Source organism: Aquitalea sp. FG25 (genome assembly GCF_057809375.1).
On sequence record NZ_JBMDJV010000001.1, the window covers coordinates 12,643 to 26,764 of the forward strand.

Consider the following 14,122-nt stretch of genomic DNA (forward strand, 5'->3'; position numbering starts at 1 on the left):
ATGGCATAGATGAAAAATTTCGATCATTTGCAGCTGGACGGACGGCTGCTGCAATTGCTGCTGACCGTGATGGAAGAGCGCTCGGTCACCCGTGCGGCAGAGCGGCTGGACATGACCCAATCGGCTGTCAGCCATGCGCTGGACAAGCTGCGGCTGATTGTGGACGACCCGCTGTTTGTGAAGTCCGGCCGGGGTATCTCGCCCACGGTGCGGGCTGAGGCGCTGGCCCAGCATGCGCGCAGCCTGCTGGACGATATGCGTCGCTTTGTCAGCGCTGCCAGTTTTGACCCGGCGCGGCTAAGCCGCACCATCACTATTGCCGCCAACGATTTGCAACGGGATTTGCTATTGCCGCGCCTGCTGAACCTGTTGCAGGCCGAGGCACCGGGAGTGTCATTGCGGGTGCTGCCCTCCGGCATTCCCACGGTGGAGATGCTGCGCAGCGAGGAGTGCGATCTGGTGATCACCCCGCGCCCGCCTGATGGCAGCGACATCGTGCAAAAGCGGCTGTTTGCCGATCAGTACCGGGTGTTTTACGACGCGCGTTGCCGGGCGGCGCCGGTGGGGCTGGACGACTATCTGGCCGCCGAGCATGTCACGGTGGGCTACACCCCGCCGCGCATGCTGGATATTGATGATTTTCTGGCCGGGCAGGGGGTGAGGCGGCGCATTGCCGCCTGGCTGCCCGGTTTTGCCGGTATTGCGCCCTTTGTGCTGGGTTCGTCCCGGCTGGCCACCTTGCCCGGTTTGCTGGCCAGCAATTTGCTGGCGGGGCTGGCCAGTTGCCCGCCGCCGCTCTCTTGCCCGGAGATGCCGATGTATCTGGTATGGCATCAGCGCCATCGGCACGACCCGCTGCACATCTGGCTGCGCCAGCGGCTGGATCAGGTGACGCAGCAGGCGCTGGCAGCGCAGCTGCCGGGCTGATACTTCTTCCTGGAAGTGCTTAGAGCGGCTAACGCAATAGCGTAGCGAGGCGCGTCAAAGTAGGGCAAGAAGGCGCAACGTAGCAGCAGGGGTTTTGTCAGCAGCGCTTAGCAGCCGCTGTCCTGCCGGCGCTGACTGACGGTGCGGCACAGCCAGTCCACCGAGCGGGCGGCGCGGTTGGCTACGCTGGCAGCATCTTGTGTCAGGAATTCGTCATTGGCTACTTCAAAGGCGTAATTGCCCTGATAACCGGCCATCTCCAGCCGTACCAGCATGTCCACCACCGCCATGCTGTGCACGCCCTCGCCGGGGAAGGAGCGCTGGTGGCGCGAGATATGCACCATTTCTTCCAGCAGCGGCAGATAGTCGCTCATGGCATCGGACAATTGCACCAGAAACAGCTTGTGCATGGGCATGCGGTACAGGTCGTCCAGCGGAATGCCACGGGCAAACAGGTGGAAGCTGTCCAGCACCAGGCCCACGTTCTGTCGGTTCACCATTTCCACCACCTGCCAGGCGGCGTGGTAGTCGTGCACATAGCGGCCCCAGGCCAAGGGCTCAAAGCCGATGCGGATGCCCAGGGGCGTGGCCAGCGTGGACAGCAGGCGTAGATGGGCAGCGGTGGTTTCCAGGTCGCCCAGTGCATTGGGCGAGGTGGTGGCCGATACCACCAGCAGCTCGGCCCCCACTTGCTGCATCATGCGCATCATGGTTTTGGCCAGGTCGATCTTGTATTCCAGAAAACGGCCGCTCATGCCTTCAAAGTCGCGCAGCGCCTCAAAGCCAATCACCTTCATGCCGCTATGGCGCACGGTGCGCACGGTTTGCGCCAGGCCGCCTTCCTGCTCGCTCATCAAGTCCTGCGCCCATAGCGTGAGGCGGGAGAAGCCCGCATCCGACATCGCCTGTAATTTGTGTTGCAAGCTGCCCTGCAAGGGCGCGGTATCAATGGCAAAACGGCTGGCGTCCATATCAGTTTCCCTGCGCGTGGCTGATGGCAAACTGCAGCAGCGCGGCATTGTCCAGCGTGTGGGCAATGTGCTGGCCTGCTGCGCTACTGCCTGCTGCACTACTGGTGGTGTGCAGGCCGTGTGCCTGCAGGGTGTGCAGGCTGGCGGCCATATCCGGGCTGCCCAGTGTGACGCCGGTCATGCCTTCGCTGATGCCATTGCCCAGCGTGGCAGCTTGCAGGCAGAGGCGGATTTTGCCGCAGGGGCTCTGCAGCAGGTGGCTGTCGCCAGCGGCGCTGACAGTAAAGTCAAACAGGTGTTGGTAGAAGTCCTGCCAGTCACCAATGCGCTCAAACGGTACGCTCTGGGTCAGCAGGCTGATGTGGCTGAGCCCGGCATCGGTCGCGCTGTTGTCGGCGGCCAGCGGCAGAAAATCCACATCGTAGATGGAGTGCTCGCCATAGCGGTCCACCAGATACAGCAGCGAACCACCCACGCCCTGAAAGGCCGGAATGTGCAATTCCATCACCCCGGTGCCGGTGTCCACTTCCCACGCCCCCAGTTCGCGCGCGCGCAAGGTGGCAGCACGTGCGTCCTTCACCCGCAGCGCAATGGCGCAAATGCTGTGGCCACGCTGCTGGGCGTAGTGCTGGGCAAGACTGTCCGGTTCGGCATTGACGATGAAGTTGATATCGCCCTGGCGGTACAGCAGTACCTGTTTGGCACGGTGCCGCGCGGTACAGCGAAAGCCCATGGCCAGTAGCAGCTGGCCCAGGGCGGCCGGGTCGGTGGTGGCAAATTCGACGAACTCGATGCCGTCCGTACCCATGGGGTTGGGCAGGGGGCTAAAGGGAAGGGTGTCGGACATGGGGAACCTGTCTGGTGAGGGCTGCGGGTTCAATAAGGGCTGGCCGGTTCAATCTGTCAGCTTCAGTCAGTCAGGCTGGCAAAATGCCGGGTCATGCGCTGGGTATCCGGGTTCAGGCCGCTAAACAGGCGGAATGCGCCTGCGGCCTGATACACCACCATGCCGCCGCCATTCATGGTAGCGCAGCCCAGCGCGTTTGCGGCCTTGAGCAGCGCGGTTTCGCGCGGGAAATAAATCACATCGGCCACCCACAAGGCCGGGTGCAGCCATTCTGCCGGTAGCGGCAGGCCGGGGTGGCCCTGCATGCCGATGGGCGTGGCCTGAATCAGGCCGTCTGCCGCCGCCAGTGCAGCGGCCACATCCGTGGTCAGCACCACCCGATTGTCACCAAAGCGCTGGTTTAGCCGGGCAGCCAGTGCGCTGGCGCGGTCGTGGTCGGCATCGTGCAGGGTCAGTTGCTGGCAACCCAGGGTGAGGATGGCATGCGCCACCGCAGCACCGGCCCCACCGGCACCCAGTTGCACCACCTTGGCCAGCGGGGCTTGCGGCCATTGCTGCTGGAAGGACTGGGCAAAGCCCCACCAGTCGGTGTTGTGACCGATGCGTTTGCCGTCGCGCAACAACACGGTGTTTACCGCGCCGATGGCGGCGGCGTCGTCGGACAGGCTGTCCAGACAGGCCATTACCGTTTGCTTGAACGGATGGGTGATATTGCAGCCGGCATAGCCCACGGCCTGCATGGCAGCCAGCAGGGCGTCCAGCTGCGCTGCGCTGGTATCCAGCGGCAAGTCGTGTAATTGATACAGGCAGCGCAGGCCCAGCTGGCGGGCTTCTTCTTCGTGCAGCTGTGGCGAGCGCGAGCCCTGGATGCTTTGGCCGATCAGGCCCAGCAGCAGGGTATTGGCAGGCGTGGTGGTGGCGGACATAAGCGGTACTTTTTGGTTTGTGTGCCGCCGCTGGCGGCCTGCACCCCGCACACTGGATGGACCGCATGCGGGATGGCGGGAATAGGGAAACGCACTGGTGCCGTGAAAATTTTCACGCTAAGATTGAAATGTACCTGTTGGTACGAAATATGTAAACCGGCAGCATCGCCAACCCCAGGCTCAGGCCCAGGGCGGTGCGCCGCCAGCGCCAGTTTCCCCATTGAGGATGACCACCATGCAACACTGTATTGCCACCGTTTCTCTGAGCGGAACCTTACCCGAGAAACTGGAGGCGATTGCCGCTGCCGGCTTTCAGGGCGTAGAAATCTTTGAAAACGACCTGCTGTATTTTGATGGCTCGCCGCAAGATGTACGCCGCCTGTGTCAGGATCTGGGCTTGCAGATCATGCTGTTCCAGCCCTTCCGCGATTTTGAAGGCTGCCGCCGCGACCGCCTGCAACACAATCTGGAACGGGCCGAACGCAAGTTCGAGCTGATGCATGCCCTGGGAACCGACCGCATTCTGGTGTGCAGCAATGTGCAGCCGGATGTGATTCGCGACAACGCAGTGCTTGCCGACGACCTGCACCAGCTGGCCGAGCTGGCCGCCAGGCATGAAGTGCTGGTGGGTTACGAGGCACTGGCCTGGGGCCAGCATGTCAACTCCTATCGTCAGGTGTGGGACATCGTCAAAACCGTGGACCACCCCAATCTGGGCGTGATTCTGGACAGCTTCCACACCCTGTCGATCAAGGACGACCTATCGCGCCTGCCGGAGATTCCGGGCGACAAAATCGTATTCCTGCAACTGGCTGATGCGCCCATCCTGAATATGGATGTGCTGGAGTGGAGCCGTCATTTCCGCTGCTTCCCCGGTCAGGGCGAGTTCGATCTGGCGGCTTTCCTCGGCCCCATCCTGCAAAGCGGTTATCAGGGGCCGCTGAGCCTGGAAATCTTCAACGACGGCTTCCGCGCCGCCCCCACTGGTGGTACCGCTGCCGATGGCCGCCGTGGCCTGCTGTATCTGGAAGAAACCACCCGTGCGCAGCTGACCGCCAGTAGCGAAGCCAGTGCCTCCGCCGTGTTGCCGCAGCTGTTCGTCCCGGCACCGCAACCGCAATACGACGGGGTGGAGTTTCTGGAATTCGCCGTGGACGAGGCCGCTGCCAGCCGCCTGGCGCGCTGGTTCGATAAGCTGGGCTTTGCCCACGCCGGTCAGCACAAGTCCAAGAGCGTCAATCTGTACCGTCAGGGGGACATCAACCTGATTCTCAATTCCGAGCCGGATTCCTTTGCCAATGCCTTCTTTGTGGCGCATGGCCCGTCCTTGTGCGCCTCGGCCTTCCGGGTGAATGACAGCGCCCAGGCCGTGCAGCGTGCCAAGCAGTATCGCGCCCGCTCGTTTGAAAGCCGCGTCGGCCCCAACGAGCGGCAGATTCCCGCCGTGCGCGCGCCGGATGGCAGCCTGCAATACCTGGTGGACCCGGGCAGCAATGGCAGCAGCATTTATCAGTCCGACTTCGACATGCTGCCGGGGGCCGCAGACAGGCAAGGCCTGCTCACCAGCATCGACCACTTTGCCCTCGGCCTGCCAGCCGAAACCATGGACGCCTGGATGCTGTTTTTCCGCGCCGTGTATGGTTTCAAAGCCGAGAACGAACACGTGTTGCCCGACCCCTACGGACTGGTGAAAAGCCGCGTGCTGCACAGCCCGGATGGCAGCATCCGCATTCCGCTCAATATCTCGGAAAACCGCAACACCGCCATTGCCCGTTCGGTATCCACCTATCGCGGCTCCGGTGTGCAGCACATTGCCTTTGCCACTGACGACATCTTTGCCGCGGTGGCGGCAGCGCGGGAAAGCGGCGTGCCGCTGCTGGAGATTCCACGCAATTACTACGACGACCTGGCCGCACGCTTTGATCTGCCGGCTGAATTTATCGCCCGCCTGGCGGCGGCCAACATCCTGTACGACCGCGATGCCCAAGGCGGTGAAATGCTGCATGTGTACACCGCCCAGTTTGAAGACCGCTTCTTCTTTGAACTGCTGCAACGGCGTGCGGGCTACCAGCAATACGGTGCGGCCAATGTAGCAGTGCGCCTGGCCGCGCAGGCCCAGTCGCGGGCGCGGCAGCAGGCGCGCAGCAACTGGTATGACTGACGCGGGCTGATCTATAACTTACCCGCCAGTAAAAAGGGACACCGACCAGGTGTCCCTTTTCAGGCTGCCGACAAAGTTATTTGGTGCGCTTGTACTGGACCCGGCACAGCCGGGCCTTTCAACTAACTCTTAGATTCCGCAGCCTTCCCATCTATTCCCAATCCCCCCGCCCTTGCCCTGCCAATTGAAGAAGAGAGCCTCGCTTTCTTTTCAGAAAGCGAGAGGGGGTCTGTCAGCCGTCTGAGGGACACGTAATACGTGTCCCTTTTTTTATTGCCAGCTTCTTACTTCAGCGGCGATACGGCGGTGGGCAGGGCAATGGTGGCGTGCATGTCGGTGGTGAGCCAGGCCGGGCCACCCTTGGGCGGCCAGATTCCGGCAGCCACGGCTTCGCCACGGATGCGGCTGCGTTCGTCCACGCTGGCGTAGGCCCAGATATTGGTAAAGCGCAGCGGGCCTTGCAGGGCAAACATGGCCACCAGGCAGGGCGACAGCGCACTGCGCGGCGGCAGGTATTCCTGCCACAGGTCCATGGTGTGTTGCAGGCCGCCGGTCTTGATACCGTAGGTACGGATTTCATACACCGGGCCCTTGATACCGCTTTCGCTGCTGGGGCGCAGCGGGGCCATCCACGGGAAGGCTTGGTAGGCCTGGCGCTCGATATTGGTGGCGAGGCTGCCGCAGCCATAGGGGTCGGCGCTCAGACGGGTGCGTTGCTGCTCGGCTTCCAGTGCGGCCAGGCTGGCAAAACCGCGCAAAATCAGCAGCTGGTTGAGCTGGCCGATATCGCTATACCAGCAGCCCAGCAGTTCGCCGCCGGCGGCAGCGTCGCTGGTATAGGCCTGCACGCTTTGCACGGCCTGGGCGGTGGTGCCAAAGGGCAGGGTGAGGGTGGCGAGTTCGTAGTACATGGGGTGTCCTTGCGTTGGTGTTCAGAATGTTGAGTCGGGTTGGCACCCGGCGGCGTGGTGGGCCGCCAGATAGCCGAAAGTCATGGCCGGGCCCAGCGTGATGCCGCCGCTGGGATAGTGGCCGCCCATCATGCTGTGCATGTCGTTGCCCACTGCGTACAGGCCGGAGATGGGCTGATGCTGTTCATCCAGCACTTGCGCACTGGCATTGGTGGCCAGCCCGGCAAAGCTGCCCAGGCTGCCGGGGACGATCTTCACCGCGTAAAACGGCCCGTATTGCAGCGGGGCCAGGCAGGGGTTGGGCCAGGCATTGTCCTTGTCACCCTGCACGCGGTTGTAGGGGGTGTCGCCCTTGGCAAAGTCGTCGTCTTGTCCGGCTGTAGCTTGCTGGTTAAAGCGCGCCACCTGCTGTTCAAGGGCTGCGGGGTCTATGCCGCAACGGCTGGCCAGCTCTTGCAACGTAGTGCCGCGTTGCAGATAGCCATTGCGCAGCCAGCGGCCCAGCGGCATGGGGGCGGGCTTGACTGCGCCCAGCCCGTAGCGGCGGATGAAGCGGTGGTCGGCCACCAGCCAGGCTTGTGGCTGTTGACCTGTCGGGGGGGCGCGTAACAGGGCGCAGACAAAGTCGTGGTAGGAATCGGCCTCGTTGCAAAAGCGCTGGCCATTGGCAGTGACGGCAATCAGCCCTGGCTTGGCGCGCTCGATCAGGTGTGGAAAGTGCGCCGTGCTGCCATCAGCACGCGGGGCCAGCGATACCGGTGCCAGTGCCATGGGGGACGCCATCTCGCCCATTACGCCACCCACCGCTTCGCCCAGCCGCAGCCCGTCGCCGCTATTGCTGGCCGGGGCGGCCGACCAGTGTTCCTGCCCGGTGGGCGCATGCGCCAGCAGCTGGCGTTTGCGGGCGACATCGTGCGGAAAGCCGCCGCAGGCCAGTACCACGCCACGGCTGGCGTGCACGGCGAGCGGGCCGTTTGGTGTGTCCAGCAGCGCGCCGGTGACGGTGCCCTGCTCGCGCAGTAGCTGGCGCACCGGGGTGGACAGGCGCAGCGCCACTCCGGCTTGCAGTGCCGAGGCCGCCAGTGCGGCGGCCAGCGCATTGCCATTCACCAGCCGCATGCCACGGCCATGCAGCAAGCAGTCGCGCCAGTAGGCCAGCACCCGTCGGGTGACATAGGCCAAGGAGGTGAGCGAGCGGCTGGCATTGAGAAAATGGCGCAGCTCCACGCCGGAGGCAATGCCCATGCCCCATAGCGAAATCACGTCCAGCGGCTTTTTCAGCTGATGGATGTGCTTGCCCAGCAGGCGGCCATCAAACGGTGCGGCACAGACCGAACGCCCGCCGGTGGCGGCCCCGGCGCTGTGGCCGTGGAAGTCCGGAATCAGGTTACCGTCGATAAAGCGCAGCAGGCTGTGGCGCTGGAAAAAGTCCACCATGCGCGGCGCGTGCGTCAGGTAAGCATCTGCCAGTGCGGGGTCGAAGTCCTCTCCCAGTTCGCTTTGCAGATACTGGCGTGGCAGGGCCGGGTCTTCGTCTATCCCGGCGGCGATGGCCAGCGGGTTGCGTGGCACCCACAGCCAGCCGCCAGACCAGGCGGTGGTGCCGCCGAAGCAGGCTTCTTTTTCGGCCAGCACCACCTTCAGCCCCAGCTTGGCGGCGGTAACGGCGGTGGCCAGCCCGCCTGCGCCGCTGCCCACTACCAGCAGGTCGCAATGCAGAGTGTTGGCTTGTGCTTGCTTGTCCACGGCCAACCTCAGCGCGCCAGCGGACCCTGCGCCAGCAGGAAGTCCAGCATCAGTTCACACACGGCGGCAAACATCTCGCCACCCACCACGGTGTGGCAGCCCAGCGCGCGGGCGCTTTCAATCAGCGGGGTGACTGCCGGGGCGGTAATTACATCGCCAACAAACATGTCGCCATGCAGCTTGCTGGCATCAATCGGCAGCGGGTCGCTGGCCTGCATGCCGGTGGGCGAGGCGTTGATGGCAATGGCAAAGCCGCTGGGGTCGTTGCTGCCTATGCGCAGCTGGCCGGGGAAGTTGGCGTTAAGGCGGGCAATCAGCTGGTCGCGGCGGCTGGTGTCGGCATCGTGGATAGCCAGTTCGCTGACACCGTTTTCCAGCAGGGCTAGCGCAATGGCCGAGCCTGCGCCACCGGCACCCACCAGCAGTGCGCGCTTGCCTTCCGGCTGGCAACCCGCCGCGCGCATGGCTGATACATAACCGGCCCCGTCACACATATCGCCATGCCAGCTGCCGTCGGCATTGCGGCGCATCACGTTGACCGCACCCAGGCGGCGGGCGCGGTCGCTGGTGCTGCCGCAGTGGGCAAACATGGCGAATTTGTGCGGCACGGTGACGATGATGCCGTCCAGATTGCCCGCCAGGCTGATGCCCTTGACGTAGGCATCCAGATTAGCCGGGCTGATATGGCTGGGCACCAGAATGGCATTACGGCCTTGCTGTTGCAGGGCGGCGCTGACGCCCGCCGGGGATTTCACCTGGGCGATCGGGTCGCCCACGATGGCGAGGACGCGGGTGGCACCATCCAGTTGCAGGGTTTGGGTCATGCTGTGCTCTCCTTATTGGGTAACGCTGTCGCGCGTCTGGGCGCGGCTGGTGCGTTGGCTGGCGTGGGTGGCGGCAATGCTGGCAAATACCAGTGCCGGGCCGATGGTGATGCCGGGCGCGGTATACACCCCGCCCATGATGGAATGCATGTCATTGCCCACTGCATACAGCCCGGCAATGGGCTGGCCATCGCGGCCCAGTACGCGCGCCTGGGGGTCGGTTTGCAGGCCGGTGGCGGCACCGATGTCGCCGGGGTACAGCCGCACGGCGTAGTACGGGGCTTCGGCGAGCGCGCCGATATTGGGGTTGGGCTGACCGCGTGACGGGTCGCCCATGTTTTGCTGGTAGGCGGTTTCACCACGGTGGAAGTCGGTGTCCACGCCGCTGGCGGCATAGCGGTTGTTGCGCGCCACGCTGTCGGCCAGCGTGGCCGCATCCATGCCCAGTTTGGCGGCCAGTTCGGCCAGTGTGTTGCCTGCGGTCAGGTAGCCATCGGACAGGTAGGGTTCCAGGTTCTTGCCGCCGGGGCGCACCATGCCGATGCCGTACTGGCGCAAGGCGGCGGCATCGCAAATCAGGTAAGCCGGAATGCTGGGCGTGCTGCGGTTGGCCTCCTGCATGGCCAGGCCAAACAGGTGGTAGGAGGTGCTTTCGTTAACAAAGCGCGCCCCCTTGGCATTGACGGTCATCATGCCGGGCTTGGCCCTATCCAGCATGAAGTGTGGAAACACCGCCTGGCTGCCATCGGCACGACGGCGCAGCGAAACCGGCGCCCAGAACGCCGGGCTGAGGCTGCCTTCGGCCAGTTTTGCCCCCAGGCTGCGCGCCAGTTGCTGCGCCTGCCCGGTATGGCCGGGCGCACCGGGGCACCAGTCCATGGCTATGTCCGGCAGCAGGCGGGCGCGTTGTTCCGGGTCGCGGTTAAAACCGCCGCTGGCCAGAATCACTCCCTGTTTTACCGTGATGCTGCGGCTGGCCTTGCCCTGGCGCAGGGTGAGGCCCTGCACGCCGCCCGCATCGTGGCGGATATCGCTGGCCTGACAGCGCAGCGCCAGTTGCACATTGTCCTGTTGCGACAGCGAATACAGCAGGCGGCCCACCAGCGCATTGCCCATCACCAGCCGGGTGCCGCGCGGATAGCGCAGGCGGTCGCTGGCATGGCGCAGCAGCAGCTTGAGCGAGTGCCTGAACGAGGGCAGCGAGTATTTGAGCTTCAGCAGGTGGTTGATGTCGGTGCGGTCCACCATCATGCCGCCCAGCACGGTAAATTCGGGAATCGGCGGGCGTAGCACGGCAAATAGCGGGCCTAGCCGGCGGCCATCAAACGGCAGTGGTTCCAGCGCCCGGCCATTGAGGGTGGAGCCGGGCAGGTCGGAGATATAGTCCGGGTGCTTGGGATAGGGGCGGAACTTCACCTCGGTGGCGGCTTCCAGGGCGGCCACTACCGCCGGGCCAGCCTGTAGAAAAGCCTGACGCAGCGCCGGGTCGGCCCGCTCGCCAATGGCGTTATCCAGATAGCGGGCGGCTTCGGTGAGGGTGTCCTGCGGATTCACCCGCGCGCTATGCAGGGTGCCGGGTATCCAGGTGGTGCCACCGGACAGGGCGGTGGTGCCGCCCACGTACTCGGTATGTTCCACCAGTAACACGCTCTGGCCTGCCAGGCTGGTAAACAGCGCGGCGGCCAGCCCGGCGCCACCGGCACCGATCACCACCACATCAAATTCACTGCCTTGTGCGGGCAGGTTTTCCAGTTGCAACAACATGTCAGTCTCTCCGTTGTTCTGCTTTACACCTGTTTGTGTTGCATAAAAGCAACCAGTCGGTACGTTTTTGATTTTTTTTTGAGGGAAGATTGTTACGCGCCAGCCGACTCCAGCGCTGCGCCATAAGTGCGCTGCAATACCTGTTCGGCGGCGCTGCGTAGCAGCTTGGCCCGCTCCACTGCACTGAGCTGGGCCTTGCTGTGCATCGGCACTTCCAGCCCAATCGGCAGGTCTGGTGGCAAGGCCAGCAGCAGTTCGGCCAGCGGCAGTCCGCCCTGGCCCGGTGGCATGCGCTCGGCACGGGCCTGGTACAGCAGCTCTTCCATGCTGTCAGGCTTGGCGGCTGGCGCATCGCACAGCTGCATATAGTGCAGGCGCTGGCGCGGCACGCTGGCCAGCATGGCCGGGGTGTCCCCGGCGCGGTCGAAGTGGATGGCATCCACCAAGAGGGCGGCATTGTCCTGGCCTGCTTGCTCCAGCAACTGCAGTGCCATGGCGGTGTTGCGGATGTCGGTCCAGGGCATGGGCTCGATATTCATGCTCAGGCCCAGCGGTGCGCCCAGCTGGCATAGCCGGGCAAAACTGTCCACGCAGCGGGCAAAGTCCGGGTCGTTGCCCGCCACCAGTACCTCGTGTGCGCCCAGCCGGGCGGCGCTTTCCAGCATGGGCAGATAGCTGGCTACGTCCACCTCGGGTTTGAGCCGAAGTATTTCCACATCAGACACTTGCAGGCCGGTGTCCTGCAGGCGCTGCAAGGTTTCGCGCAGCAGCGGGCTGTTGCCCAGCATGTCGTGTTGCGGTTCTTCGGCGGTGGCGGGCAACAGGCGCAGGCCGACATGGCTGAAGCCAGCGGCGGCGGCGCAGCTGACCATATCGGGTGGGGATAGCTCCAGCATGCTGAGGGCGGCAAGGGCGAGCTGGCGTGGTGGCATGAGTGTCTCCTGTATGGCTGGCGCTGGCGGGTTTGCATGGCTGTGCTTCCGCCGTTGGCCAAGCTGTGTGGTGGTGGCTGATGGTGCTGAAGTATGCAATTGCAAAAAGTGGAATGCAATTCAAAAAAATAACTACGTTTTGAAAATTGAGATTTTATCCGACGGCTGTCAAAGCAGGAGTGCCGAGCGTGGACGATGGGGCAGGGGCTGCTGAACGACGCTGAAAATACAGGCCAGGCCTGGATTTGTGGCGTGGCAGTACTCAGGGATTTCCCGCACTGAAACGGGGCATGGCGCCAGCTTTATCCCGCTGGAAACGGCTGTTGTATTTTTTTAATGTCATGATTTTACGTAATAAAACTACAAGAAATACTGTCAAAAGCAGGGTGTGGATGTCTGCACATGGCTGGGGCGCTGTTATCGTAAATCGGTATAACTGATAGATTTTTTGCGGTATGTTTTCAGGATTCATGCCAAGTCAGAATGCAATCCATGCCTATGGCGCATGAACAAGCATGTACGCCAAGGGCTGCACCAGGCGACTAAGGGTGCACTACCGAAGTGGCCAGTCACAACGCGCAATGCTTCTCTGTTATCAGGTGGAAGCTCGCAAGGGACAGCAGCAGGGACGCCAGCCTGCTGGTGACTGGCAAGGCCAGAACGGCCAGTAAGAACAACAAGGCAGCGATCGAATGCAGCGCTGCAACAGGAGACAAACAGATGAGTAACGCCAGCAATGTCATCAATGTTCGGTCATTGATCGACGATCGTCCCATCAACCGCTTTCAGTGGCTGGTGGTGTTCTTTGGATTTTGCATTATCGCGGCAGACGGTTTTGACGTGGCCATCATGGGTTTCATCGCCCCGGAACTCAAACGCCTGTGGCATGTGAGCAACCCGCAGCTGGCACCGGTGCTTAGCGCTGCGCTGGCCGGCCTGACGCTGGGCGCGCTGTTTGCTGGCCCGCTGGCAGATTATCTGGGTCGCAAGGTCGTGCTGGTGTTGTCGGTATTCTTCTTCGGTTTCTGGACTCTGGTTACCGCCACCTCAACCGACATTACCCATCTGGTGATCTTCCGCTTCCTCACCGGCCTGGGCCTTGGCGCTGCCATGCCTAATGTGGGCACGCTGGTGTCGGAATTTGCCCCGGAGCGCCGTCGCTCCTTCCTGGTTACCGTGGTGTTCTGCGGCTTTACCGTGGGCGCAGCCGGTGGTGGTTTCCTGTCGGCCTGGATGATTCCGCACTTTGGCTGGCAAAGCGTGCTGATTTTTGGCGGCGTGCTGCCCATTGCCGTCTCCATTGCACTGTTGTTGTTCCTGCCGGAATCCGTACGTTTCCTGGTGGTGCGCAATGCCCCGGCCGCCCGTATTGCCAAGATCGTGAAGCACCTGGCACCGGACCTGTCCATGCTCAACGCCAGCTTCACCATGGGCAATGCCGATGCGCCAGCCAAGGGCAATTCCATCCGCACCGTGCTGTCCGCCCAGTACCGCTTTGGCTCATTCATGCTGTGGCTGGGTTATTTCATGGCGCTGTTTGTGGTGTACCTGATGGGCAGCTGGATGCCAACCCTGGTGAAAGAGTCCGGTTATACCCTGGCTGATGCCGCCTTCATTGCTGCTTTCTTCCAGTTTGGCGGCCCGGCTGGTTCCCTGTTCATGGGCTGGTGCATGGACCGTGCCAACCCGCACAAGGTGCTGGCCATCACTTACGGTCTGGGTGCACTGCTGCTGTTCGGCTTTACCTCGGTAGCCCACCACCTGCCAATGCTGTGTGCACTGACCTTTGCCGTAGGCTTCTGCTTTAACGGTGCCAATACCGGCATGAACGCCCTGTCCGCCGGTTTCTACCCCACGGCAGCACGTGCCACCGGCTCCAGCTGGATGCATGGTGTGGGCCGTATCGGTGCGGTGCTCAGCGCCTTTGCCGGTGGCCAGATGCTGGCCTGGGGCTGGGATTTCTCCCAGGTGTTTGCCGCCCTGGCCGTACCGGCCGGCATCATCGTGCTGTCCTTGCTGTTGAAGAACCTGGCCAGCAAGGGCTTGCCGGTGCAGCCGGTCAGTGCAGCCAGCAAGGCCATGCACCATTGATTACCGCCTGACGGGTGGCAGA

Annotated in this window: 12 protein-coding genes; 3 read left to right on the forward strand and 9 right to left on the reverse strand. The window is 63.1% G+C overall.

Features of this window, described 5'->3' with window-relative positions; translation table 11 throughout:
- The first annotated feature begins 9 nt into the window (after nucleotides 1–9).
- Nucleotides 10–927 carry a LysR family transcriptional regulator gene (locus tag ACODR9_RS00070; protein ID WP_488806962.1) on the forward strand — a complete coding sequence of 306 codons (918 nt, stop codon included), beginning with the start codon at nucleotides 10–12 and terminating at the stop codon, nucleotides 925–927.
- A gap of 107 nt (nucleotides 928–1,034) precedes the next feature.
- Here ACODR9_RS00070 and ACODR9_RS00075 read toward each other — a convergent pair whose 3' ends face one another.
- From ACODR9_RS00075 to ACODR9_RS00085, 3 genes are all read right to left on the reverse strand, one after another.
- Nucleotides 1,035–1,898: a sugar phosphate isomerase/epimerase family protein gene (locus tag ACODR9_RS00075; RefSeq protein ID WP_488806963.1), complete on the reverse strand. Its 864-nt coding sequence runs from the start codon at nucleotides 1,896–1,898 to the stop codon at nucleotides 1,035–1,037.
- A 1-nt stretch (nucleotide 1,899) separates the two neighbouring features.
- Nucleotides 1,900–2,745 carry a 4-hydroxyphenylpyruvate dioxygenase family protein gene (locus ACODR9_RS00080; RefSeq protein WP_488806964.1) on the reverse strand — a complete coding sequence of 282 codons (846 nt, stop codon included), beginning with the start codon at nucleotides 2,743–2,745 and terminating at the stop codon, nucleotides 1,900–1,902.
- Between the two features lie 62 nt (nucleotides 2,746–2,807).
- On the reverse strand, nucleotides 2,808–3,671 hold the full coding sequence (locus tag ACODR9_RS00085) for a shikimate dehydrogenase (RefSeq protein ID WP_488806965.1): 864 nt from the start codon (nucleotides 3,669–3,671) through the stop codon (nucleotides 2,808–2,810).
- 235 nt (nucleotides 3,672–3,906) lie between these two features.
- Between ACODR9_RS00085 and ACODR9_RS00090 the strand changes: the two genes are divergently transcribed.
- Nucleotides 3,907–5,832 carry a bifunctional sugar phosphate isomerase/epimerase/4-hydroxyphenylpyruvate dioxygenase family protein gene (locus ACODR9_RS00090; RefSeq protein WP_488806966.1) on the forward strand — a complete coding sequence of 642 codons (1,926 nt, stop codon included), beginning with the start codon at nucleotides 3,907–3,909 and terminating at the stop codon, nucleotides 5,830–5,832.
- Between the two features lie 284 nt (nucleotides 5,833–6,116).
- On the opposite strand, the gene ACODR9_RS00095 is transcribed toward ACODR9_RS00090, so the two are convergent.
- The 6 genes from ACODR9_RS00095 to ACODR9_RS00120 all read right to left on the reverse strand — a co-directional run bounded on the left by ACODR9_RS00095 (nucleotide 6,117) and on the right by ACODR9_RS00120 (nucleotide 12,481).
- Complete coding sequence (locus tag ACODR9_RS00095) at nucleotides 6,117–6,743, reverse strand: NIPSNAP family protein (RefSeq protein WP_488806967.1); 627 nt, start codon at nucleotides 6,741–6,743, stop codon at nucleotides 6,117–6,119.
- 21 nt (nucleotides 6,744–6,764) lie between these two features.
- The gene (locus tag ACODR9_RS00100; protein ID WP_488806968.1) at nucleotides 6,765–8,489 is read right to left on the reverse strand and encodes an FAD-dependent oxidoreductase; all 1,725 of its coding nucleotides are present in this window, start codon (nucleotides 8,487–8,489) and stop codon (nucleotides 6,765–6,767) included.
- An 8-nt stretch (nucleotides 8,490–8,497) separates the two neighbouring features.
- The gene (locus ACODR9_RS00105) at nucleotides 8,498–9,313 is read right to left on the reverse strand and encodes a shikimate dehydrogenase family protein (RefSeq protein ID WP_488806969.1); all 816 of its coding nucleotides are present in this window, start codon (nucleotides 9,311–9,313) and stop codon (nucleotides 8,498–8,500) included.
- Nucleotides 9,314–9,325: 12 nt separating this feature from the next.
- Nucleotides 9,326–11,077 carry an FAD-dependent oxidoreductase gene (locus ACODR9_RS00110; RefSeq protein ID WP_488806970.1) on the reverse strand — a complete coding sequence of 584 codons (1,752 nt, stop codon included), beginning with the start codon at nucleotides 11,075–11,077 and terminating at the stop codon, nucleotides 9,326–9,328.
- Between the two features lie 92 nt (nucleotides 11,078–11,169).
- Complete coding sequence (locus ACODR9_RS00115; RefSeq protein ID WP_488806971.1) at nucleotides 11,170–12,009, reverse strand: sugar phosphate isomerase/epimerase family protein; 840 nt, start codon at nucleotides 12,007–12,009, stop codon at nucleotides 11,170–11,172.
- A gap of 262 nt (nucleotides 12,010–12,271) precedes the next feature.
- Complete coding sequence (locus tag ACODR9_RS00120; RefSeq protein WP_488806972.1) at nucleotides 12,272–12,481, reverse strand: hypothetical protein; 210 nt, start codon at nucleotides 12,479–12,481, stop codon at nucleotides 12,272–12,274.
- A 248-nt stretch (nucleotides 12,482–12,729) separates the two neighbouring features.
- Between ACODR9_RS00120 and ACODR9_RS00125 the strand changes: the two genes are divergently transcribed.
- Complete coding sequence (locus ACODR9_RS00125; protein ID WP_488806973.1) at nucleotides 12,730–14,100, forward strand: MFS transporter; 1,371 nt, start codon at nucleotides 12,730–12,732, stop codon at nucleotides 14,098–14,100.
- Nucleotides 14,101–14,122: the final 22 nt, after the last annotated feature.